Annotated in this window: 19 protein-coding genes and 2 pseudogenes; 5 read left to right on the top strand and 16 right to left on the bottom strand. The window is 73.4% G+C overall.

The window, feature by feature from the left end:
• Nucleotides 1-534: 534 nt before the first annotated feature.
• From ACFV9Q_RS04100 to ACFV9Q_RS04050, 11 genes and pseudogenes are all read right to left on the bottom strand, one after another.
• The gene (locus ACFV9Q_RS04100; protein WP_377233278.1) at nucleotides 535-1,401 is read right to left on the bottom strand and encodes an alpha/beta fold hydrolase; all 867 of its coding nucleotides are present in this window, start codon (nucleotides 1,399-1,401) and stop codon (nucleotides 535-537) included.
• A complete protein-coding gene (locus ACFV9Q_RS04095) occupies nucleotides 1,398-3,044 on the bottom strand; it encodes a lyase family protein (RefSeq protein ID WP_377233277.1) in 1,647 nt (548 codons plus the stop codon). Before ACFV9Q_RS04095 ends, ACFV9Q_RS04100 begins: the two co-directional genes overlap by 4 nt.
• Nucleotides 3,037-3,243: pseudogene (locus ACFV9Q_RS04090) on the bottom strand (hypothetical protein); the annotation flags it as partial. The pseudogene ACFV9Q_RS04090 and the gene ACFV9Q_RS04095, both read right to left, overlap by 8 nt.
• 183 nt (nucleotides 3,244-3,426) lie before the next feature.
• Nucleotides 3,427-3,867: pseudogene (gene pcaG / locus ACFV9Q_RS04085) on the bottom strand (protocatechuate 3,4-dioxygenase subunit alpha); the annotation flags it as partial.
• A gap of 100 nt (nucleotides 3,868-3,967) precedes the next feature.
• On the bottom strand, nucleotides 3,968-4,882 hold the full coding sequence (pcaH, locus tag ACFV9Q_RS04080; RefSeq protein ID WP_377233276.1) for a protocatechuate 3,4-dioxygenase subunit beta: 915 nt from the start codon (nucleotides 4,880-4,882) through the stop codon (nucleotides 3,968-3,970).
• A 56-nt stretch (nucleotides 4,883-4,938) separates the two neighbouring features.
• The gene (locus ACFV9Q_RS04075) at nucleotides 4,939-6,261 is read right to left on the bottom strand and encodes a 4-hydroxybenzoate 3-monooxygenase (RefSeq protein ID WP_377233275.1); all 1,323 of its coding nucleotides are present in this window, start codon (nucleotides 6,259-6,261) and stop codon (nucleotides 4,939-4,941) included.
• A gap of 110 nt (nucleotides 6,262-6,371) precedes the next feature.
• Nucleotides 6,372-7,130, bottom strand: a complete 759-nt coding sequence (locus ACFV9Q_RS04070; protein WP_377233448.1) for an IclR family transcriptional regulator C-terminal domain-containing protein — start codon at nucleotides 7,128-7,130, stop codon at nucleotides 6,372-6,374.
• Nucleotides 7,131-7,368: 238 nt separating this feature from the next.
• The gene (locus ACFV9Q_RS04065) at nucleotides 7,369-8,388 is read right to left on the bottom strand and encodes an ABC transporter ATP-binding protein (RefSeq protein WP_377233274.1); all 1,020 of its coding nucleotides are present in this window, start codon (nucleotides 8,386-8,388) and stop codon (nucleotides 7,369-7,371) included.
• 1 nt (nucleotide 8,389) lies between these two features.
• A complete protein-coding gene (locus ACFV9Q_RS04060) occupies nucleotides 8,390-9,214 on the bottom strand; it encodes an ABC transporter permease (protein ID WP_377233273.1) in 825 nt (274 codons plus the stop codon).
• Nucleotides 9,215-9,369: 155 nt separating this feature from the next.
• Nucleotides 9,370-10,137 (bottom strand): ABC transporter permease, encoded by a 768-nt coding sequence (locus tag ACFV9Q_RS04055; RefSeq protein WP_377233272.1) that lies wholly within the window; start codon nucleotides 10,135-10,137, stop codon nucleotides 9,370-9,372.
• A gap of 77 nt (nucleotides 10,138-10,214) precedes the next feature.
• The gene (locus tag ACFV9Q_RS04050; protein ID WP_377233271.1) at nucleotides 10,215-11,222 is read right to left on the bottom strand and encodes an ABC transporter substrate-binding protein; all 1,008 of its coding nucleotides are present in this window, start codon (nucleotides 11,220-11,222) and stop codon (nucleotides 10,215-10,217) included.
• Between the two features lie 343 nt (nucleotides 11,223-11,565).
• Between ACFV9Q_RS04050 and ACFV9Q_RS04045 the strand changes: the two genes are divergently transcribed.
• Nucleotides 11,566-12,363, top strand: coding sequence for an NPP1 family protein (locus ACFV9Q_RS04045; RefSeq protein ID WP_377233270.1), 798 nt, complete (start codon nucleotides 11,566-11,568; stop codon nucleotides 12,361-12,363).
• Here ACFV9Q_RS04045 and ACFV9Q_RS04040 read toward each other — a convergent pair.
• Entirely contained in the window at nucleotides 12,347-13,387 is a 1,041-nt protein-coding gene (locus ACFV9Q_RS04040) for an RNA polymerase sigma-70 factor (RefSeq protein ID WP_377233269.1), read from the bottom strand. The genes ACFV9Q_RS04045 and ACFV9Q_RS04040 overlap by 17 nt on opposite strands.
• A gap of 198 nt (nucleotides 13,388-13,585) precedes the next feature.
• Here ACFV9Q_RS04040 and ACFV9Q_RS04035 point away from each other — a divergent pair, with 198 nt between their 5' ends.
• Together ACFV9Q_RS04035 and ACFV9Q_RS04030 are read left to right on the top strand one after the other, a co-directional pair.
• Nucleotides 13,586-14,650, top strand: a complete 1,065-nt coding sequence (locus tag ACFV9Q_RS04035; protein WP_377233268.1) for an alpha/beta hydrolase — start codon at nucleotides 13,586-13,588, stop codon at nucleotides 14,648-14,650.
• The gene (locus tag ACFV9Q_RS04030; RefSeq protein WP_377233267.1) at nucleotides 14,647-15,363 is read left to right on the top strand and encodes an alpha/beta fold hydrolase; all 717 of its coding nucleotides are present in this window, start codon (nucleotides 14,647-14,649) and stop codon (nucleotides 15,361-15,363) included. Before ACFV9Q_RS04035 ends, ACFV9Q_RS04030 begins: the two co-directional genes overlap by 4 nt.
• A 279-nt stretch (nucleotides 15,364-15,642) precedes the next feature.
• Here ACFV9Q_RS04030 and ACFV9Q_RS04025 read toward each other — a convergent pair whose 3' ends face one another.
• Both ACFV9Q_RS04025 and ACFV9Q_RS04020 read right to left on the bottom strand, forming a co-directional pair.
• Nucleotides 15,643-16,470 (bottom strand): helix-turn-helix transcriptional regulator, encoded by an 828-nt coding sequence (locus tag ACFV9Q_RS04025; protein WP_377233266.1) that lies wholly within the window; start codon nucleotides 16,468-16,470, stop codon nucleotides 15,643-15,645.
• An 82-nt stretch (nucleotides 16,471-16,552) separates the two neighbouring features.
• A complete protein-coding gene (locus tag ACFV9Q_RS04020) occupies nucleotides 16,553-17,644 on the bottom strand; it encodes an SDR family oxidoreductase (protein ID WP_377233265.1) in 1,092 nt (363 codons plus the stop codon).
• 178 nt (nucleotides 17,645-17,822) lie between these two features.
• On the opposite strand from ACFV9Q_RS04020, the gene ACFV9Q_RS04015 reads away from it, so the two are divergent.
• Nucleotides 17,823-19,331: an NAD(P)/FAD-dependent oxidoreductase gene (locus tag ACFV9Q_RS04015; RefSeq protein ID WP_377233264.1), complete on the top strand. Its 1,509-nt coding sequence runs from the start codon at nucleotides 17,823-17,825 to the stop codon at nucleotides 19,329-19,331.
• Nucleotides 19,321-21,015 (top strand): cytochrome bc complex cytochrome b subunit, encoded by a 1,695-nt coding sequence (locus tag ACFV9Q_RS04010; protein ID WP_377233263.1) that lies wholly within the window; start codon nucleotides 19,321-19,323, stop codon nucleotides 21,013-21,015. Before ACFV9Q_RS04015 ends, ACFV9Q_RS04010 begins: the two co-directional genes overlap by 11 nt.
• Here ACFV9Q_RS04010 and ACFV9Q_RS04005 read toward each other — a convergent pair.
• Nucleotides 20,978-21,160 (bottom strand): hypothetical protein, encoded by a 183-nt coding sequence (locus ACFV9Q_RS04005; protein WP_377233262.1) that lies wholly within the window; start codon nucleotides 21,158-21,160, stop codon nucleotides 20,978-20,980. The two genes, ACFV9Q_RS04010 and ACFV9Q_RS04005, sit on opposite strands and share 38 nt — an antisense overlap.
• A gap of 124 nt (nucleotides 21,161-21,284) precedes the next feature.
• The gene (locus ACFV9Q_RS04000; protein WP_377233261.1) at nucleotides 21,285-22,142 is read right to left on the bottom strand and encodes a phosphotransferase; all 858 of its coding nucleotides are present in this window, start codon (nucleotides 22,140-22,142) and stop codon (nucleotides 21,285-21,287) included.
• Between the last annotated feature and the right edge of the window lie 200 nt (nucleotides 22,143-22,342).

The following is a 22,342-nucleotide window of genomic DNA, read 5'->3' as shown; positions in this document are numbered from 1 at the left end:
CGTCGCCCGCGTTCGGCGCGTCGCCCGCATTCGGCGCATCGCCCGCATTCGGCGCATCGCCCGCATTCGGCGCATCGCCCGCATTCGGCGCGTCGCCCGCATTCGGTGCCCCGCCCGCGTTCGGCGCATCGCCCGCGTTCGGCGCATCGCCGCTACGGGGTGCCGCGCCGCTGTCCGGCACGTCCCTCCCGATCGACGGCCCCGACTTGCCCGACCCCTCGCCCTTGTCCGACGACACGTCGCTGCTCGATGCTTCGCCCGCGGTCGACGTCTCGCCCTGGTCCAACGACACGTCGATGCTCAATGCTTCGCCCGCAGTCGACATCTCGCCCTTGTCCAACGACACGTCGATGCTCGATATCTCGCCGCGGTTCGGCCGTTCGCTGCTGCTCAGGACCTTGCTGCTGTCCGAGGCCTCACCGCTGTCCAGGACCTTGCTGCTGTCCGACGCCTCGTTGCTGTCCAGGACCTCACTGCTGTCTGGGACCTCGCCGCTGTCCGGGACTTCGCTGTTCGGGACTTTGCTGCTGTCAGTCACGCTGTCACCCTTCCCCGGACGAGATCGCGCACCAGGTCGGCCACGGCCTGCGGCCGCTCCGCCGGCGCGAGGTGTGCCGCTCCGTCCAACACCTGGAGCCGTGCGCCGGGGACGGCGTCGGCGATCTCCTCGAGCTTCGCGGGCGGGGTCGCCGGGTCCGCGGCGCCCGCGATCGCGACGACGGGGACGCCGACCGCGCCGAGCCGTCCCCGCAGGTCGTGGGCGCCCACGGCGTCGCACACCGCGGCGTAACCGAACCGGTCGGCGGTCTGCAGGCCGGCGAGCAGGCGGAGGACCACCTGCGGTTCACGGTCGAGGAACCCGGGCCCGAACCAGCGCCGCACCGCGGCCTCCACCTGGGTGGGGGTGCCCGCCCGGCGCACGAGCTCGGCCCGTTCGGCCCACCCCGACGGCTCGCCGAAGTAGGTCGCCGTACAGATCAGGGCCGCGCCGAGCACCCGGTCGGGCGCGTCCAGCAGCAACCGCTGACCGACCGCCCCGCCGACCGAGACACCGGCGTACCAGAACGGCGCCCCCACGTCCCCGCGCCGCGCCTGTGCACGCTCGACGACGCCGAGGACCGCATCGGCGAGCTCACCGATGCTGAGCCCGTCGAGCTCGTCCGCGGACGGCGCCGGCGCCGTGCCATGGCCCGGCAGGTCCCAGCCGATCACGTCGAGCTCGCCGGCGCCCCCGGCGACTCGATCGCCGTCGACAGAACCGCTGGCTCCGGCCAGCAGCCCGACCGCGTCGCCCCACAACGCCGCTACCGACGTGCCCAAAGAAGGGCCCAGCACCAGCAGCGGGCGGGTGGCGTCGCGCAGCACGAACTCGACGGCGCCCAGCCTGGGTCGCGCGGTCATGCGCCCTGCCCCGTCTGCTCGGCGTACTGGTCCAGCACACGGCCGACGACGGCGGCAGCCGCCGCGACGTCGGGCGCCGGTCCGGTGCCGGACATACCGTCGGAGATACCGTCGGACATACCGTCGGACAGGCCGCCCGGCAGGCCGTCGCGCAGGTTCCGGGCCACGGCGTCGGTGTCGACCTCCAGACCCTCCAGAAGCTCCGCCGCCGCGTGCGCCGACGCGATCGCGTGCCGGGCGAGCAGCTGCAGGCCGGGCCACTCGGCGTGCCATGCGCCGTCGGACCGCTCGTCCACGGCGAGCCCCGCCGCCCCGAGCACCTGGGCGGCCAGGTGCGGCGCGGCGATCGCGGAGCGCCGCACGAGCACCGACAGCACGGGGTTGCGCTTGTGCGCCATGGCCGACGACGTCCCGCGTCCCGGCGCGGGCGGCTCACGCAGCTCACCGACGCCCGGCCGGACCGCCTGCAGCACGTCGTTCGCGACCTTCCCGAGCGCGGTGCAGGTCTCGGCGAGCGCCGAGGCGATCCGGACCACCGGCGTCCGCGTGGCGTGCCACGGCGCCGGGCCGACCGGCAGCCCGAGCTCCGCACCCCAGGCCTCGACGAGGGCGAACTCCGGGCGCGCGGTCCCAGTGTCGTCTGCCGGCCCCGTCGACCCGGGCGGCCCGGTCACTCCGAACGGCTCAGTCGCTACGGACGGCTCAGTCGCTACGGACGACTCGGTCGCGGCGGACGGCTCGGTCGCGGCGGACGGCTCGGTCGCGGCGGACGGCTCAGTGGCCCCCGGCGGTACGGCCGCTCCATACGGTTCGGTCGCCCCCGACAGCGCAGCCAGCCCGGACAGCTCGCCCGCCGCGCCGCCGTAGGCCAGCGGGAGCGCGTCGGAGACCGCGTCCAGGAAGGCCCGCGCGGCGAGGATGCCCTGCAGCCAACCGGCGAACCGCGCTCCGAGCGTCGTGGGCACCGCCGCCTGGGCGAGGGTGCGGGCGAGGGCGGGCCGGGCGCGGTGCTCGGCCGCGAGGCGGGCCGCCGCAGCGGCTGCTCGGTCGAGGTCGGCCACGGCGGCGCGTGCGGCGTCGCGCAGCACGAGGACCAGCGCGGTGTCGAGCACGTCCTGCGAGGTGAGGCCCGCGTGCACGGCGGGCGCGAGCCGCGGTCCTGCCGCCTCCCGCAACGCGGCGACCAGCGGAATCACCGGGTTTCCGCCGGCACCGCCGGCGCGGGCGAGCTGCGTGGCGAGAGCCAGCGCGTCGTCGTCCGACCCGGCGATGCGCTCGACGACGGCGTCGATGTCAACGTCTGCGTCGATGTCGGGGTCGACGTCGACGTCGACGTCGATGTCGGCGTCGATGTCGGCGTCGAATTCGGCGTCGAATTCGGGATCGGGATCGGCAACGCGGACAGAGGCAACCGCACCGGACGGACCTGCCGAGTCAGCTGCGGGGTCCAGGCCATCACGGACGGCGGACTCGACACCGCCGGCGGCGTCAACGTGGTGGTCGCCCTGGTGCCCGACGACGACGCGCACCCAGGCCGCCTCGACGCGGAGCATCGCCCGCAGCACCGCCACGTCGTCGGTGACCGCGGCCGGGGACCCCGGGCCGAGGTCGGCGCCGGGGGTCAAGAGGCCGACGTCAGGCATCGGCGTCGCCCCGCTGACCGCCGTGCGCACTGCTTCCGTGCGCAGCCGTGCCGTACGTGAGGAACACGGTCTCCTCCTCGCCCTCCGGGCCGCCCTGGAGACGGATGTCGAACCGCAGCGACCCGTCGGGTTCGCGCGATGTGACCAGCGTGGCGCGCCCGCCGGGTTCGAGCGAGGCGAGCAGCGGGTCGGCGGCAAGCAGGCCGGCGCCGGTCGGGTCCGCGTCGCGCAGGGCAGCATCCGCCGGGCCCACGTCGTGCGGAGCAGCACCGGCCATGCCGACATCGTTCAGCGCGACATCGTTCAGCGCGACATCGTTCAGCGCGAGATCGCGCGGACCGACATCGCGCGGAGCGGCATCGTTCAGCGCGGCATCGCGCGGAGCGGCACTGTCCGGGTCCAGGCTGCGCGGAGCGCCGCCCAGGCCGGCGTCCGGCAGGTAGGCGCGGGTGTGCAGGCGGTCCTGCAGGCCGCGCGCGAAGACCGTCACCGCGAAGAAGGGAACCCGACCCGGCTCCGTGGCGCCCGGCGTCAGGGTCCGGAACCAGTAGCCGCCCTCGCGGTCGGTCTCGGCGCGGCCCCAGCCGGTGAAGGTCCCGTCGCGCAGGAGGGAGCCGGACCGGCCGACGACGGCGCCCGCCGGGTCGGCCTGCCAGATCTCGATCAGGGCGTCGGGGACGGGGGCGCCCGCGCCGTCGTACACGGTCCCGTGCAGGCGCACGGCGCCCGGCGTGCCGGGCTCGACCAGCTCGTTGCCGCGCGCGTAGGGCAGGGCGTAGCCGAAGAACGGCCCGACGGTCTGCCCCGGCGTCGGCGGGAGCAGGTCGTCGCGCGCGGGCTCGGACGTCGGTTCGGGCGCCCCCTGGGGCGTCGGCAAGATCGTGGGCTCGGGCGACCCTTCGGAGTTCAGCCCGGCTGTCCGCTCACTCATCGCCGTCCTCCGGCTCGGTCCAGGTGCGGTGCGACCCGGACAGGACGATGTCCCAGCGGTACCCGGTCGCCCACTCGTGCTGCGACAGGTCGTGGTCGTACGTCGCGATCAGCAGCTCGCGGGCCCGGGGGTCCTGGATGGACTGGTAGATGGGGTCCAGGGCGAACAGCGGGTCCCCCGGGAAGTACATCTGCGTGACGACGCGCTGGGTGAGCTCGGTCCCGAACAGCGAGAAGTGGATGTGCGCCGGACGCCACGCGTTGAAGTGGTTCTTCCACGGGTACGGGCCGGGCTTGATGGTCTGGAACCGGTACCAGCCGTCGTCGTCGGTCAGCGCGCGTCCAATGCCGGTGAAGTTCGGGTCGATCGGCGCCGGATGCTGGTCGCGCTTGTGCACGTACCGCCCGGCCGCGTTCGCCTGCCACACCTCCACGAGCTGACGCCGGACGGGCCGGCCCTGGCCGTCGACCACCCGGCCGCGCACCACGATCCGCTCCCCGATCGGCTCACCGCCCCGCTGCACCGTCAGGTCGGACTCCAGTGCGCCGATGTCCCGCTCGCCGAAGACGGGCGCGAACAGCTCGATCGTCTCCGGGTCGGCATGGTGCAGATCCTTGGTCGGGTGCCGCAGGAGCGAGCTGCGGTACGGCGGCCAGTCGCGCCTCGGGCCGAGCTCCTGCGGCGCGCCCTGCGCCAGGCCCTCCTCGTACGCCCGGTGCGCAGCCTCGATCTCGGCGCTGAGCTGCGCCTGCGTGTCGGCTGCCGCATCAGGTGCTGCGTCAGGTGCTGCGTCAGGTGCCGTAGCGGGCGCAGCAGCAGGCGCACCAGCAGTAGCACCAACAGGCGCTGCAGCAGGCAGACCAGCAGGCGCTGCAGTGGCTCCTGAAGCGGGTACTCGTTCCGTCATCTCGTCTCCCTCTCGACGTCGTCGTCGGTCGCCACGCGTGTCCTGCCCCGGCGCACTCACGGCGCCCCCTGCCCGAGCACCGGGCCCCAGCCCGTGTAGCCCTCCGCCAGGAAGCGCCGGCCGGACTCCGAGGCGGTGAGCGTGCGCAGCTCGGCCAGGCGCCGTCGGGCGGCGAAGCCCGTCTCGCCCGGGTGGGAGTGCAGCATGCCGCTCATCCAGGCGGAGAAGTGCTGGGCGCGCCAGACCCGCTCGGCGACGCGGCGTCCGTACTCGTCGAGCACGGCGTCGTCCCGGCGTCCGCCCCGACCTCCCCGAACGCCGGGTCCGCCCGAGCCGGCTGAGCCGACCGAGCCGACCGACCCCGAGCCCGCGCCCGTGCCCGTACCCGCGAGCCAGGTCTCCAGCACGTCGTGCAGCACGACGACGTCCGCGAGCGCCAGGTTCAGGCCCTTGGCTCCCGTGGGCGGGACGGTGTGGGCGGCGTCGCCGGCGAGGAGCATGCGGCCGTGCCGCACGGGTTCGACGACGGACGAGCGGAAGCGCAGGACCGACCGTTCCTCGACGGGACCCTCGACGAGGCGGAACCCGTCGGGCCCGGTGACGCGGCGCTGCAGCTCGGCCCAGATCTGGTCGTCGCTCCATGCGATGGGGTCCTCGTCGGGGTCGCACTGGAAGTAGAGCCTCTGGTGGGTGTCGGTGCGCTGGCTGATCAGGGCGAACCCGTGCTCGGACGCCGTGTAGACGAGCTCGGGGGCGCTGCGCGGCGTCTCGACGATGACGCCGAACCACGCGTAGGGGTACTCGTGGACGAACGTGCGCCGCTGCGCCTCGGGCAGGGTGTGCCGCAGGGTCGAGTGGGAGCCGTCGGCGCCGACCAGCACGTCGCAGCGCAGCTCGTGGCTGTCGCCCTCCGGGTCGGTCCAGAGCACGCCGGGCCGGTCGGAGTCGCCGTCGAGCACGTGCGTGGCGGTCGCGCCCCAACGGACCTGGGCGCCTTCGCGGCCGACACCGTCCGCACCGTCGGCCGCGCGCCGGGTCGCGAGGTCGACGAAGACGTCGGTCTGCGGGTAGAGCCACACGCTGCGGCCGGTGAGGCCGGTCAGGTCGATGCGGTGGTCGGCGCCGTCGAAGCGCAGCACGATGCCGTCGTGCCGGGACCCGTCGCGCAGCACGCGGTCCAGGCCGGCGTCCACCAGCACCTGCACGGCGCCCGCCTCCAGGATCCCGGCGCGGTGTGTGTGCTCGATCTCCTCGCGGGAGCGCGCCTCCAGCACCACGTGGTCGACGCCGGAGCGGTGCAGCAGGTGCGAGAGCAGCAGCCCGGCGGGTCCGCCGCCCACGATGCCGACGACGGTGCGCTCAGGTGCTGGTGCGGGCAAGACGTCCTCCCGAGGTTCGACAGTTCAAGGGTTCAGAAGTTCAGAGATTCGGCAGTTCACAGACCCGGCTTTTCAGAAATTCAGCAGTTCAGAGGTTCGACGTGCCCGCCCTACCGCATCCGCGCCAGGTCGGCCTCGATCGCGGCGGCCGCCTTCAGCAGCGGGGGCAGCACGTGCCGCAGGATCTCCGCGATCTCGCCGCGCCGCACCGGCGCCGACACGTTCACGGCTGCCACCACCCGGCCCGTCCCGTCGCGCAGCGGCGCGGCGACGGACCGCAGGCCGTCCTCCAGCTCCTGGTCCACGAGCGCCCAGCCCTGCCCGCGCACCTCGGCGAGCGCGGCCCGGATATCCTCGGGGTCGGTGATCGTGCGCGGGGTCAGCGCCGCGAGGGTGCCCGACGGCGCGGCCCGCGCGAGGTAGGCGTCGAGCACGGCGGGCTCGGCGTGGGCCAGGATCGCCCGGCCCATCGACGTCGCGTAGGCCGGGAACCGCGTGCCCACCCGGATCGTCGCGCTCATGATGCGGCGCGTGGCGACGCGCGCGACGTAGACGATGTCCGCGCCGTCGAGCACCGCCACCGAAGAGGACTCGCTCACGCGTTCGGACAGCTTCTCGAGGTGCGGGGTCGCGATGTCCGGCAGGGTGAGGCTCGACAGGTAGGCGTAACCGAGCTCGAGCAGGGCGGGCCGCAGCGTGAACGCGCGGCCGTCCGTCGCCACGTATCCGAGCTCGACGAGCGTGTGCAGGAACCTGCGCGCCGACGCGCGGCTGAGCCCCGTCTCGCGCGCGACGTCGCTCAGGGTGAGGGACCGCCGGTCGCCGTCGAACGCCCGGATCACCGCGAGGCCGCGTTCGAGCGACTGCACGAACTCGGGCGAGCGGCCGGGTTCGGTCCCGGGTTCCGTCTCGGGTTCCGTCTCGGGTCCAGTCTCGGGTTCTGCCTCGGCGTCGGTCCCGGCGACGCCCGCGACATCGCTCGCGCCGCCGTCCCGGCCAGCGCCGTCCCGACCCGCGCCGTCCGGACCGGGCCCGGGCCCAGGCACGCCAGGCTCAGGCAAACCAGGCTCAGGCCGATCAGAACCATGCTGACCGGGCCCCGATGGATCAGGCATCCGGTCCCCCCGCCGCTCCCCCGACCGAGCCAATGACAGCGCCCCCGACCGTGCCCCCGACCGCATGGTTGAGCCGCGCCTCCGCGAGGCTGCGCACGCCCTGCTTGGCCTGCTGCACCAGCTCGTACACGTGCGTGCGCAGGCGGGCGAACTCGGGCGCGGAGCGCGTCTCGAGCTGGTCGCGGTCGGGGCCGAGGCCGACCGCGACGTCCTCCAGGACGACCGTGGGCCGGGCCGAGAGCACGAGCACCCGCTCGCCCAGGTAGATGGCCTCGTCGATGTCGTGGGTCACGAAGACGACGGTGATGTCCAGCCGCCGCCACAGCTCGCGGACCAGGTCCTCCAGCTCGAACCGGGTCTGCGCGTCGACGGCGGCGAACGGCTCGTCCATGAGCAGCACCTGCGGTTCGTAGGCGACGGCGCGCGCGATCGCCACCCGCTGCTGCATGCCGCCGGAGAGCTGCCAGGGGTAGGCACCGGTCACGTCGTCCAGGCCGACCGCCGCGAGGGTCTCGCGGACGAGCTGGGCCCGCCGGGCCTTCGCGACGCCCTTCTCGCGCAGCGGCAGCTCCACGTTCTGGGCGACCGTCATCCACGGGAACAGCGAGCGGCCGTACTCCTGGAGCACCACCGCCATCCCCCGCGGCGGCTCGGTGATCGCCGTCTCCCCCAGCACCACCTCGCCCGACGTCGGCGGCAGGAGGCCCGCGACGCAGCGCAGCAGCGTCGTCTTGCCGGCCCCCGAGGGTCCGACGACGCACACCAGCTCGCCCGGGCGTACCTCGAACGTGAGGTCGGTGATCGCCTCGACGGGCGCCGCGCCGCCGTCGTACACCTTGCGCAGGCCGCGCACGGCGAGGCGCGCCCCGCCCGCGGGCCCTGACCTGTCGGCCTGCGCGCTCTTCTCATCCTGCACGGTCTTCTCATCCTGCACGGTCGTCTCGACCAGGCCGGTCCTATCAACCTGTACAGCCCTCTCGACCGGGCCGGCTCCGTCAGCCGAGCTGCTCATCTCAGGCACCTCCGTTCTGTGACCGCCGGTACCCGAGATACCAGCCGAGGACCGTGTTCGTCACGGCCCGGAAGACGAGGGACAGCAGCACCCCGACGACGCCGAGCAGGATGACCCCGCTCCACATCTCCGGGATCGCGAAGCTGCGCTGGAACTGCACGATCGAGAAACCCAGTCCGTCCTTGGCCGCGAACATCTCGCTGATCACCATCAGGATGATCCCGATCGACAGCGCCTGCCGGGCGCCGGTCACGATCTGCGGGCCGGCGCCGCGCAGCACGAGGTGCCGCACCGTCGCCACGCGGCCCAGCCGGTAGGCCCGGGCCGTGTCGCGCAGCACCGGGTCCAGGCCGCGCACGCCCTCGACGGTGTTGAGCAGGATCGGCCACAGGCAGCCCGTCGCGATCACGACGATCTTCATCGGGGTGCCGATGCCGAGGAACAGCATCAGGACCGGCACCAGCACGGGCGGCGGGATCGCGCGGAAGAACTCCAGCACAGGCTCGGAGTACGCGCGCAGGGCGCGCGAGGACCCGATCGCCACCCCGAGGCCGACGCCGACGACGAGCGCCGCCGAGTACCCGGCGAGCAGCCGCAGCACGCTCGGCACCACGTCGGTCGCGAGCCGGCTGCCGCCGAAGCCCTCGCCGGGCGGGGCCTCGAACCACGTCTCGCCGAACGTGCCGACGATCGTGCGCAGGGGCGGGTTGAAGTACACGGTGCTGCGGGCGGTCAGGAACCACCACGCGACGAGCAGCACGACGGGCAGGCCGACGACGAGCAGCACGGACCGCAGGGCCCGCGCGAGCCCGGATCCCCGGCGCACAGCACCCTCGTCCCCGGATCTCGCCGGCCCTCGCGACCGGCGAGGTCGCGACGTGCCGGTCGTGGTTTCGGAACGAGTGCCCGCCGTCGTCTCCGACCGAGCGCCCGTCGTGGTCTCCGACTCAGTGCCCGCCGTTGTCTCCGACCGAGCGCCCGTCATGCCGCACTCTCCCCGCGGACCGAGGGGTGCCAGAACAGGGTCCGGCGCTCCAGCGCGCGGGCCACGACGTTCACCGCGACGCCGAGCAGGCCGGCGACGACCACATAGGCGTACATCGACGCGACCGCCCCCGAGGACTGCGCCACCCCGAGCAGCTTGCCGATCCCGGGCGTGCCGATCAGCAGCTCGCCCGTCACGGTCAGGATCAGCGCCACGCTCGCAGCCAGGCGCAGGCCCGTCATCGCGTACGGCAGCGTCGTCGGCCACACCACGGTGCGGACGCGGGTCAGCGGCGAGAACCGGTAGGAGCGCGCCGTGTCCGAGGCGACCGGGTCGACGTCCTGCACGCCCGCGAGCACCTGCACCAGGACCTGCCAGAAGCTCGCGTAGACGACGAGCAGCAGGGTGGAGGCCATCCCCGTGCCGTACAGCAGGATGGCCACGGGGATGAGCGCGACCGAGGGCACGGGCCGCAGGAACTCGATCGTCGACGCCGTCACGGCACGCAGCAGCGGGACGGACCCGATGACCACGCCCAGCACGACGCCGGCCACGAGCGAGATCGCCAGCCCCGTGAACCACGTGGTCAGCGTCTGCCCCAGCGCCGTCCAGAACTCGCCCCGCCCCAGGCGTTCCGCGAGCGCAGCCAGGATCTGCGACGTCGGGGGCAGGTAGCGCGCGTCCACGAGCCCGAGCCGCGGCACGAGCTCGACGACCAGGAGCAGCGTCGCGACCCCGCCCGCGCCGAGCGCCCAGGCGGGCACGCCCGCGCTCCGACTCGCGGTCCGACTCGCGGTTCGACCGGCAGCCCGAGTGGCGGCAGCCCGAGTGACGGCACGGCTCACGGCAGCAGCGCGCCCACGTCGACGGCCTCGTCGAACAGGCCCTGCTCCAGGCCGAGGTCGGCCAGCACCTGGAACGACGACGCCTCCAGCCCCGGCGCGAACCGCGGCATGACCATGGCCTCCTTCACGGCCGGGTCGATCTCGGTGTAGGTGTCCAGGACCGCGCGCGTCTCGTCCGGGTGCTCCTCGGCGTAGGTCAGGGACTCCTCCATGGCGGCGGTGAAGGCCTTGACGGTCTCCGGGTCGGCGGCGATCTGCTGGTCGGACGTGAAGTAGGCCGCGATCAGCAGGTCGGGGTCGGTCTCCGCGAAGTTGGACGCGACGACCCGCGCGCCGTCCTGCAGCGCCCTGGTCAGGTGCGGCTCGACGATCCACGCGGCGTCGACCTGACCACCGGCGACGGCGGCGGGCATGTCGGGGAACGCCATCTCGACGAACTCCACCGCGGCCGGGTCGCCGCCGGCGTCGGCGACCACCTTGCGGATCGTGGTGTCGCCGATGTTGTTCAGCGTGTTGACGGCGACGGTCCGGCCGGCCAGGTCGGCGGCGTCCTGGACGTCGGAGTCCTCCGGGACGACGACGGCGCTGAAGTCCTCGCCCGCCACGCCCGTCGTGGAGTTGCCGGGCGCCACGGCCTTGAGCGGCAGCCCCTGCGACGACGCGACCAGCAACGACGTCACGTTGCTGAACCCGAACTGGTACTCGCCGGCCACCACGGCGGGCACGATCGCGGCGCCGCCCTGCGCGAGCTCGAGCGTGACGTCGAGGCCCTCGTCCTCGAAGAAGCCCTCCTGCACGCCGAGGTAGATCGGTGCGACGTCGACGATCGGGATGACGCCGACCGTGACCGGCGTGAGCCCGCCGTCCGACCCGGACCCCGACCCGCCGTCCCCGGAGCCGCCGGCACCGGACCCGGCCCCGGACGTGCCCCCGCACGCGGCCAGGAGCAGGACCGCCGTCGCGGCGACAAGAACGGGGGCGGCAGCAGAAAAAGTACGTCGCACTGAGGTTCTCCCTTGAACGTGGTGCTGTACGTGGTGCTGTGCGTGGTGCTCGCGCAGGTGCTCGGTGTACCCGGCGTTCGGTGTACCCGGTGTTCGAAGCACCCGGTGTTCGCTATCCGAACGATTGTGCCCATAAAGAACATAGCGACCCCGGCGGTGCGCGGTCAACGGCGTCCACCCGCGTAAGCGATCACCCTCATTGCCCGGCGTACCCAGCGGCAATACCATCCGTCTGCCCGGCTTTTCACCCGTTCCCACGCGCGGCGCAGAACCTGCGCCGCAGGACCCACAGTGCAGGACCCACAGTGCAGGACCCACAGTGCAGACTCACGAGAGGCCCGTCATGGAACGCACGGACCGTCGACCGACACCTCACGCACCGGCCCGCATCGTCGCGGCCGCCGCCGTCACACTGCTCGCGCTCGTCGCCCCGGCCACGGCCGCGCAGGCCGACCCGCCGCCGAACCTCCCGCAGAACGCCGGCGGGTACGAGCAGTCCTTCTCCCCCGCCTACGACTACGACACCGACGGCTGCTACGCGACGTCCGCGATCGGCCCGGACGGGACGCTGGCGACCGGCCTCGCGATCGGCGGCGCCGTCAACGGGAGCTGCCGCGACCAGTGGGACCTGGACGCGTCGCAGACCTACGCGCGCGACAAGTGCAACAACGGCTGGTGCGCCGTCATGTACGCGAGCTACTTCGAGAAGGACCAGACCATGGACGGCCCCGTGGCTGTCGGCAGCCACCGGCACGACTGGGAGCACGTCGTGGTGTGGGTCGACCAGGCGACCAACCAGGTGGAGCACGTCTCGATCACCGAGCACAGCGGCTCGGCGACGTACCCCCGCTCACAGGTCCGGTTCGAGGGTTCGCACCCCAAGATCGTCTACCACAAGGACGGGCCGAGCACGCACCTGTTCCGCCTGGCCAACGGCAACGACGACCCGCCCGAGAACCACTACGGCACCTGGCGCTACCCGCCGATCGTCGGCTGGAACGGCTGGCCCAGCACGTCGCTGCGCGACCGCCTCATGACCGCCGACTTCGGCGGCGCGAGCATCAAGATCGACGACGGCGACTTCACGTACTGGCTGGAGCGCATGAAGCCGGCCGGCATCCCGTTCAACCCGGCGGCCTAGTCCCGGGCCGGCTCGCGGGCGCTCCGGCGGGCCGGCTCCCCGGCCGGCCGAGCCTGACCGGCCCCAGCTTGCCGGGGTTCATCTGCCACAGCACCTCGTGCACGCCCTGGTCCGAGGCGGTGAGCGTGAGCACGCAGAACAGCTCACCGCCTCGCTCCAGGCCCATGGCCGAGTGCCCGTTGACCTCCAGCGGTCCCGTGGTGACGCCGGCCCAGAAGGTCTCGGCGTAGGCCTCCAGGAGCCGGGCGACCTTCCGGCGTCCGACGACGGGGACGCGCGCCGCGGGCCGGACGACGCCGCCGCTGTCGGCCCGGCTGACGACGTCCTCGGCGAACAGCCGCTCCAGCCCCGTGAGGTCGCCGGCCCGGGCCGCCGCGACGAACGCCTCCAGCAGGGCCCGGCGCCGGCTCGCGAGGACGGTGCCGCGCCGCCCGGACGTGATGTGCTTGCGCGCCCGGCTCACGAGCTGGCGCGCGGCCGCCTGCGAGAGCTGGACGATGTCGGCGATGTCGGCGTACGCGTAGTCGAACGCCTCGCGCAGCACGTACGCGGCGCGCTCGGTCGGCGTGAGGCGTTCCAGGAGGACCAGGACCGCGACGTCCAGGGCCTCTCCCCGCTCCGCGCCGAGCGCCGGATCGTGGCTCGTGTCCACCGGCTCGGGCAGCCACGGGCCGATGTACGTCTCGCGGCGTGTGTGCGCGCTCTGCAGCACGTTGATGGCGAGCCGCGTGGTGGTCGTCGTCAGGAACGCGTGCGGGTTGCGGACGACGGCCCGGTCCGTGGTGTGCCAGCGGATCCAGGTCTCCTGCAGCACGTCCTCCGCCTCGACGACCGAGCCGAGCATCCGGTACACGATCCCGAAGAGCTGCGGGCGGACCTCCGTGAAGACGGCGGCCGCGCCGTCGAGATCCTGCTCTGCAAGGTCCGGCTCTGGAAGGCCCTGCTCTGGATCGCCCGGCGCTGGATCGCCCGGCTCTGAACTGCCTGGCTCTGAACTGCCTGCCTCGGGGGCGCCTGCTGTCATGGAATCACCTCGGGGACGAACGGCCGTCACAGCCGGCGCCCCCGACCGGTCGTACGTGTGAGGCCGATAAAAGCACGGCCCGGATCTCCTGTCCTGCGCTGCGCGAGCCGCCACCCGGCCCGGCAGACCATCGAGATGCATCCACAGGCTCGGTACCAGGCACGACGGAGCAAGTAACAGAGCGAGCAAGGAGAAAACATGAGCGAGCACGTGCTCGAACCGGCGGCCCAGGCATTCGCCGAGGCGACCGCGAAGCCCCCGCGGCTGCACGAGCTGGGCGTCGAGGGAGCCCGCAAGCTCCTGGACGACGTCCAGGCGGCGCCGATCGAGAAGCCGGACGTCGACGAGAAGTGGATCACCGTCCCGGCCGACGTCGGCGACGTGCGGGTGCGGATCGTCAGGCCGCTCGGCACCGACCCGTCCGGTGCGAGCCGGCCGGAGCTGCTGCCGGACCTGCTGCCCACCCCGCTGCCGACCATCCTCTATGTGCACGGCGGTGGATGGATCCTCGGCAACGCGGGCACCCACGACCGGCTCGTGCGCGAGCTGGCCGTAGGCGTCGGCGCCGCCGTGGTCTTCGTGGAGTACACCCGGTCGCCGGAGGCGCAGTACCCCGTGGCGATCGAGCAGGCCTACGCCACGGCGCAGTGGATCACCCGGCACGGCGCCGCCGAGGGGCTCGACGCCACGCGGCTGGCCGTCGTCGGCGACTCGGTGGGCGGGAACATGACCGCCGCCCTGGCGATCCTGGCCAAGCAGCGCGGGGACGTGACCTTCGTGCACCAGTCGATGTACTACCCGGTGACCGACGCCGGGCAGGACACCGGCAGCTACCGCGAGTTCGCCGACGGCCCGCACCTGACGGCCAAGGCGATGGCGTGGTTCTGGGACGCCTACCTGCCCGACCTGGAGCGGCGCGACGAGATCACCGCGTCCCCGCTGCGGGCCACCGCCGAGGACCTCGCCGGGCTGCCCGAGGCGTTCCTGGTCGTGGACGAGAACGACGTGCTGCGGGACGAGGGCGAGGCGTACGCCCGCCACCTGATCGCCGCCGGCGTCCCGACGACGACCGTCCGCTACAACGGCACGATCCACGACTTCCTGATGCTGAACCCGCTGCGCGGCACCGCCGCGACGACCGCCGCCCTGGAGCAGGCCGTCCACGTGCTGCGCAAGGCACTCAAGACCGACCCGACGAACACAGCAGTACCCAACACAGCAGTACCCAACACGGCAGCACCGAGCAAGGGAGAGCAGTCATGACCACACCCACCGTCGTCCTCGTCCACGGGGCGTTCGCCGAGTCGTCGAGCTGGAACGCCGTCGTCGGGCACCTGCAGCAGCAGCTGATCCCGGTGGTCGCCGTCGCCAACCCGCTGCGGTCCGTCGCGGGTGACGCCCAGTACGTGCGCGACGTCGTCGCGTCCATCCCCGGGCCGGTCGTCCTGGCCGGCCACTCCTACGGCGGCATGATCATCACGGAGGCGGCTGCGGGCAACCCGAAGGTCGTGGGCCTCGTCTACGTCGCGGCGTTCACGCCGGACACCGGGGAGAACGCGTTCAACCTGTCCGCCAAGTTCCCCGGCAGCACCCTCGGCGCGGCCCTCCAGGCCTACCCGGTCTCCACCGGCGGCAACGAGCTCGCGATCCGCCCGGAGGTGTTCGGCGAGCAGTTCGCCGCCGACGTCGACGCCGACCTCACCGCCCTCATGGCCGCCACGCAGCGGCCCGTGACCGAGGCCGCGCTGACCGACGACCTGTCGGCGGCCGAGCCGGCCTGGCGCACCCTCCCGTCGTGGGTCGTGTACGGCGAGGCCGACCGCAACATCCCGGCCGAGCTGATCCGCTTCATGGCCGAGCGCGCCGGCGCCCGCGTGGTGACCGGGGTGCCCGGGGCGTCGCACGCGATCAGCGTGTCGCACCCGGTCACGGTTGCCGAGACGATCGTCACCGCGGTCCGCGCCACCTCGGACTGAGCTTCATCGCTGAGCTCGGATCACTGAGCTGGAACATGACGCCGGCCGGGAGCCCGCCCGCATCCCGGCCGGCGTCGTCAGCGCGCTCCGGAGGAAGGTGTGCCCGGACAAGGGTGGCCGGGTGGGCCTTACTTCGTTCGCCTGTGCCACGGGCGTTCTGGCTCAGCCGGACAGTCCGGCTCAGGTGAACTTCGCGGTACCAGGACGATCAGAATTCAGCACGCCCGGCACCCCCGCCCTGCGCACACGCCACCCGACGGCGCTCCCCCCGGCCGGGCCTCAGAGTGCGCCGACGACCGACAGGAGCTGGAGCCGCTCGTAGCTCTCCGTGCCGGGCACCGCGGTGAAGACCGTCAGGGCCTGGTTCTGGTCCGGGTCGAGCAGGGTCTGCCCGTGCAGCTCCACGAGGCCCACCTCGGGGTGGTTCAGGCGCTTGGGCTCGCAGTACGGGCCGACGACGGGGTGCTCGTCCCACAGCCGTGAGAACTCCGGGCTGCGGTCGCGCAGCAGGACGGCGAGCTCGCCCGCCGGTGACCGCGGGCCGGTCTGCGCCTGCAGGGCCGCGAGCCGCGCCGTGAGCGTGCGCCCGTGGTGGTCGTGGTCCTCCTCGGGGACCCGGTCCCGCGCGTGCGGGTCGGTGAACCACCGGTAGGCCCGCACCCGGTCGGGCCCGGTGTACGACGTCTCGTCGCCCAGCAGCGTCACCGCGAGCCGGGTCTGCCGCAGGGTCTCGCCCAGCACGTTCTCGACCTGGGCGGGCGCGTCCGTCAGGCCGTCGAGGATCCGCATCATGCCCACGTTGACGTGGTCACCGCGCCGGACCCGGCGCGGCAGGGCGTGCCCCGCGAGCTCGACCAGCCGGTCCCGCTCCTGGAGGCTCAGGCGCATCCCGTGCGCGATCGCCGCGAGCACCTGCTCCGACGGCACCGGCCCGCGCTGCTGCTCGATGCGGCTGTAGTAGTCGGCGGAGACGCCGCTCAGCGCCGCCACCTCCTCGCGCCGCAGCCCGCTGGTGCGCCGGCGCGGACCGCGCGGCAGGCCCACGTCCTCCGGCTGGAGCGCCTCGCGGCGCGTCCTCAGGAAGTCGGCCAGCTGCTGGCGGTCCATCGCCGTCGCCTCACTCTCGTCGTGCGGGCTCTGCGTGTGCAGGCCCTGCTTCTGCGGACTTCGCTCGGGAACCCGTGCCGGGTCAGGAACCCGCACCCGGGAACCGGAAACCCGTCAGGTCCTCCGAGACGTCCCAGAGCCGGCTCGCGGCCGTCTCGTCGGTCGCGGCGGCGTAGACGCGCTGCGGTGCCGAGCTGCCCGTGAAGTGGCCAACGCCGTCGGGCCCGTAGAACGTCCCGCCGCCGGCCGTGACGTCGGTGACTGCCTGCAGCGCGGGCAGGATGCCCATCTCGACCGGCTGCACGAACACCCCGAGGGCGAGCAGCCGCCGCATGACAGTGTCCATCCGCGGGGGCTCGCCGGCACCCGAGCCGGTGCCCGAGCCGGAGCCCGAGCCGGTGCCCAGGGCCGGGCCGGCCGCGTAGAGGCCGGTGTAGGTGGTGCCGGGGTGGGCCGCGTTGCTCACGATGCCCCAGCCGTGCGCCCGGCTGCGCCGGTCCAGCTCCAGGGCGAACATGAGCTGGGCGAGCTTGGAGAAGTTGTAGGCGCGTACGGGCGAGTAGTCGCGCTCGCTGTTGAGGTCGGTCCAGTCGATCTTGCCGAACCGCGCCGCGGCGCTCGACATCGTGGTCACGCGCGCACCGGCCGTACGACCGTCGCCTGCCCGCAGCAGCGGCAGCAGCCGCCCGACGAGCGCCATGTGCCCGAGGTGGTTGGTCCCGAGCTGGAGCTCGAAGCCGTCGGCGGTCGTGTGCCGGCTGGGCGGCGTCATCACCCCGGCGTTGGCGACCAGCAGGTCGATCGGGCGGCCCTCCGCCAGGAGGCCGTCGGCCAGCGCGGCCACGGACTCCAGCGAGGCGAGGTCGAGCGAGCGCGTGCCGACGACGGCGTCCGGCACCGCCGCACGAAGGCGCTCGACGGCGGCCGCGCCCTTGGCCGGGTTGCGCACGGGCAGCACGAGCTCGGCCCCGGCCCGCGCGAGCCGTTCGGCGATCCCGAGCCCGATCCCGTCGCTGGCCCCGGTCACGAGGGCGCGCCGGCCGACGAGGTCGGGCACGACGACGTCGGTGTACCTCCGGGGCCGGTGCTTGACGGGGCTGCTGGTGACAACGCTGCTGGTCTTCTTCACGGCGGGCTTGGTCACGGCGGGCTTGCTCACGACGGGCTTGCTCACGACGGGTCTTCCTCACGACGGGTTGTCCACCGGTCGGCCGACCGGTCCCGATCAGCGTGCGCGCGGCCGAGGCCCGGATCCAGGTTCGGGTTGTCCGTGGCTAGAGGGGTGTGACCAGCACCACGTCACGTCCGGGCCCGCTGTGTTGTCGAACTGGTAAGACCACCAGGAGGGTGTCATGGAGAAGATTCTGATCGTCGGCGGCGGCTACGCGGGCTTCTACGCAGCGTGGGGCCTGGAGAAGAAGCTCCGCCGGGGTGAGGCCGAGGTGACCCTCGTCGACCCGCACGGCTACATGACCTACCAGCCGTTCCTGCCCGAGGTCACGGCCGGCTCGATCGAGGCGCGGCACGTCATGGTGTCGCTGCGGCGCCACCTGCACCACACCACGATCATCGCCGGCCACACCACCAAGATCGACCACGCGCACCGCACCGCGACCGTCCGCACCAACGACGGCACCCTGCGGGAGATCGCGTACGACACGATCGTCGTCACCGCCGGCGCCGTCACCCGGACGTTCCCCGTCCCCGGCATCGAGCAGGAGGCGATCGGCCTCAAGCACGTGGAGGAGGCCGTCGCGATCCGCGACGCGCTGCTGACCGCGTTCGACCGCGCCGCCCTGCTCCCGCCGGGGATCGAGCGCCGTCGTCTGCTGACGGTCACCGTCGTGGGCGGCGGGTTCACCGGCGTCGAGGTCTTCGGCGAGCTGCTCTCGCTGGCCACGGCCCTGCTGCGCTCGTACCCGGAGCTCGGCCGCGACGACCTGGCCTTCCACCTCGTCGACGCGAACAAGCGCATCCTGCCCGAGGTCACGGACGAGCCCGGCCGCTGGGTCGTGCAGCACCTGCAGGAGCGCGGCGGGCGCATCCACCTCGGCACGCAGGTCGTCTCGGCGGCCGACGGCCGGATCATGCTCTCCACCGGCGAGTCGTACGGCAACGGCCTGCTCGTCTGGGCCGCCGGCAACGGCAGCAACCCCGTCGTCGCGAAGAACACCGACCTGCCGGTCGACGAACGCGGCCTGGTCCGCGTCCGCGCGGACCTCCGCGTCGGCACCGACGACGAGCTCGTCGCCGACGCCTGGGCCGCCGGCGACAACGCCGCGGTGCCCGACCTGGCCTCGACCGTCCCCGGCGCGCGCACCGTGCCGAACGCCCAGCACGCCGTCCGGCAGGGCAAGCTGCTGGCGAAGAACCTGGTCGCCGTCCTGCGCGGCCGAAAGCCCAGGCCGTACCTGCACCACAGCCTCGGCGTGGTCGCGACCCTCGGCATCGGGCGCGGGATCTTCCAGTACAAGCGCCTGGTCATCAAGGGCTTCCCGGCCTGGATCATGCACCGCGGCTACCACGTCCTGGCGGTGCCGACCTGGGAGCGCAAGGTGCGCGTGCTGCTCGTGTGGGTGTCCGCGGTGCTGTTCGGCCGCGACATCATCCCGCTCTCGACGGTGCAGGCGCCCCGCGCGGCGTTCCTCGCGGGCGGCGACCCGTTCGCGGGCTCGGGCCAGCAGCCGACGGCCCCGGCCGCGCCGTCAGCGGCACCGGCCGCCGCACCGGCCGCGGCACCGGCAGGCGCAGCGCCGACGGTTACCGCGCCCGCAGCCACCGCACCGGCGACCACCGCGCCCGCAGCGCCGGCCGCCGACGCCGTCCGCCCCGAGCTGAGCGTGGTGCGCGATGCGGGCTGACCTCCGCCGTCGGGCCGCGGGCCTGCGGGCCCGGGCCGCCGCGCTCGGCGAGCGGCGCGTGCAGCTGCACTGGTCCAACCTGTTCGGCGTGGTGACGTTCACGTGCCTGGTCGTCCTGACGATCACCGGCATCCTGCTGGCGTTCACCTACACGCCGTCGAACGAGCTGGTCACCTACACCGGGCCGTACGGACCGCTGCAGGGGGCGACGGTGACCGAGGCGTTCGCCTCGACCATGCGCATCTCGTTCGAGCAGACGGGCGGCCTGCTGCTGCGCCAGACGCACCACTGGGCGGCGCTCGTCATGCCCGCGTCGGTCATCATGCAGCTGCTCGTCACGTTCTTCACCGGCGGGTTCCGCCGGCCGCGGCAGCTGAGCTGGGTGCTGCTGGTGGCGGCCTTCGTGCTGGTGCTGCTCGCCGGCTGGAGCGGTTACGCCCTGCCCGACGACATGCTCTCGGGCACGGGCCTGCGGATCGTGGAGGGCGTGGTGCTGAGCATCCCGTTCCTCGGGACCTGGATCGCCGGGCTGATGTTCGGCGGGCCGTTCCCGGGCCAGATCATCGAGAACCTGTACCCGCTGCACGTGGCGATCGCGCCGGGGCTGCTCGTCGTCGTCCTGATCGCGCGGGCGGCGCTCACCCTGCGGGACGGGCAGGCCAAGCAGTTCCGGCCGGAGCCGGTCGCGTCGCTCGGGCTGCGCCTGTGGCCCGACGCCGCCTTCCGCGCCTTCGGCATGATGGGCATCACCGGCTCGGTGCTCGTGCTGCTCGGCGCGACCGCGACGATCAGCCCTGTTTGGACCTACGGGCCGGCGTCGGTCAGCGAGGTCGGCGCCGGGAGCCAGCCCGACTGGTACATGGGGTTCCTCGACGGGGCGCTGCGCCTGGTCCCGACGGGCTGGGAGACCGAGTGGTTCGGCTGGACGTGGACCTTCGCCATGCTGGTCCCGCTCGCCGTCGTCGCCGTGTACTTCGGCCTGCTGGTCGTCTACCCGTACGTCGAGGCGTGGGTCACCCAGGACCGCGAGCAGCACCACGTGCTGGACCGGCCGCGCCACTTCCCGGTCCGCACCGGCATCGGCGTGGCGGGCGCGCTCTTCTACGGCATCCTGTGGGGCGCCGCGAGCGCCGACATCGTCTCGACGGAGTTCAACGTGACCTTCGAGTCGGTGATCACCACGCTGCAGGTGCTGCTGTTCGTCGGGCCGGCGCTGGCGTTCGAGGTCACGCGGCGGGTCTGCATCGGGCTGCAGCGCAAGGACCGCGAGATCGCGCTGCACGGGCACGAGACGGGGCGGGTGGTGCGGATGCCGAACGGCGGGTACGCCGAGATCCACCAGCCGGTCGACGACGCCGAGCGGGCGCGGCTGACCGTCGTCCCCGTCCCGGCGGCGCCGGGCCGTACGGACGGCGCGGGGCGACTGCGCGGGACCGAGCGGCTGCGCGGGGCGCTGGCGCGCGGGTTCGGCACGGGGCACGTGGTGCCGGCGGCGGAGCGGGACGCGGCAGGTAACGGAGCGCGGGACGCGGCAGGTAACGGAGCGCGGGACGCGGCGGTCGCCGGAGCACGGGCTGCGGGCCGGGAGCTCGAGGGCGCGAGCGGCCGGGCCGGCGGTGCCGCCGGTGCCGTCGGGAACCGCCGGGCTATCCGCCCAGGGCCGAGAACGCCTCGTACACCATGAACGCCGGCCAGAAGAGGCCCTGGACGATGGCCCAGACGAACTCCCAGAAACCGTCGGCCTGCTGCCAGAAGTAGACCCAGGCACCGATGACGCCGAGCCCGTAGATCGCGCCGCCGCCCGCGGCGCCCGTCCGTGAGTCGCTCATGACCGCACCTCCGAGACCCACGCTACGCCGGGCGCGGTGTGTCCGGCCTGGTGAACGGGCCGGGTGCCGATCCCCTTCGAGGCCCGGGTTTCTTCGCTCTGAGCCGCCTCAAAGCGAAGAAATCTCAGGCCTCGAAGGCGTGCAGGGCCCGCACGAGCCAGTCGACGAGCCGGGCGCGCTCGGCGACGACGCCCTCGGACAGCCGCGCCGCGACGTGCACCACGAGCCATGACTCCAGGTCGCGCAGGGGCTGCGGCGAGCCGTCGGCGTAGGCCAGCGCGTACCCGCGGGTGAGCATCGACCGGCCGACGGCGACGAGCCCGCGGTTCGCGAGCCCGGTCACGCCCCGCGGGGCGGCGGACGACGCGTCGGCCCACTGCAGCAGGAGGATCGCCCGGGTGTGGTCCGCCTCGGGCACGCCGCGTGCGGCGTTGGGCCAGTCGATGACGCTGACCCGTTCGCCGGACACCATGACGTTGCCGGGGTGGTAGTCGCCGTGGCACAGGCGGTCCCCGGACGGCAGCCCGTCGAGCAGGCGCAGCGCGAACCCGCGCAGCTCCCGGGACAGGGTCGCGCCCTCGATGCGGGCGGCCAGCACCTGGCGGACGTCGGGCAGGTCGGCCGGCGCGGGCACCGCGTGGACGGCGAGGTGCGTCTCGGCCAGGGCCCGGGCGAGCGCCCGCACCCGCCACGGCCGACGCCGGAGCACCTCCAGCATGTCCGCGCCGGCGACCCGTTCCAGCACCAGGCCGGGGCGGCCGTCCCAGGTCAGGACGTCGACGAGGCCCGGCGCGACGTCGTGCCCGGCCAGCCCGGCCAGGGCCGCCGCCTCGGCGTGGTGCCCGTCGAACCCGGAGCGGTAGAGCTTCACGACGGCGTCGCCGCCCCAGGCGAACACCTCCGCCTCGCGCCCCGCGCCGATCCGGGGCCCGAGCCCGGCCCCACCGGCGGGGACCGGTCCGGCGGCGGTCGAGTCGGTCATCCGGACAGTGTGGCGGCGTGGCCGACCGCGCCACCACCTCCGTTTCGGGTGGGTCCCGACAATCACCCGCGACCCACCGCTCGTGCCCCTCCCGCCACCACCAGGTGTTGGACACAACAATCACCGCCCGATGCGAACCCCAAGTGGCAAAAAACGTTGTGTTTCACCCCACCCCCCCCGAGGATCGTGGGGCAAGTGAT

This window comes from Promicromonospora sp. NPDC059942, assembly GCF_042731755.1.
In the GTDB taxonomy this organism is placed as follows: domain Bacteria; phylum Actinomycetota; class Actinomycetes; order Actinomycetales; family Cellulomonadaceae; genus Promicromonospora.
Note: the sequence above shows the minus strand (reverse complement) of the source record. Positions and strands in the feature narration are given on the sequence as shown.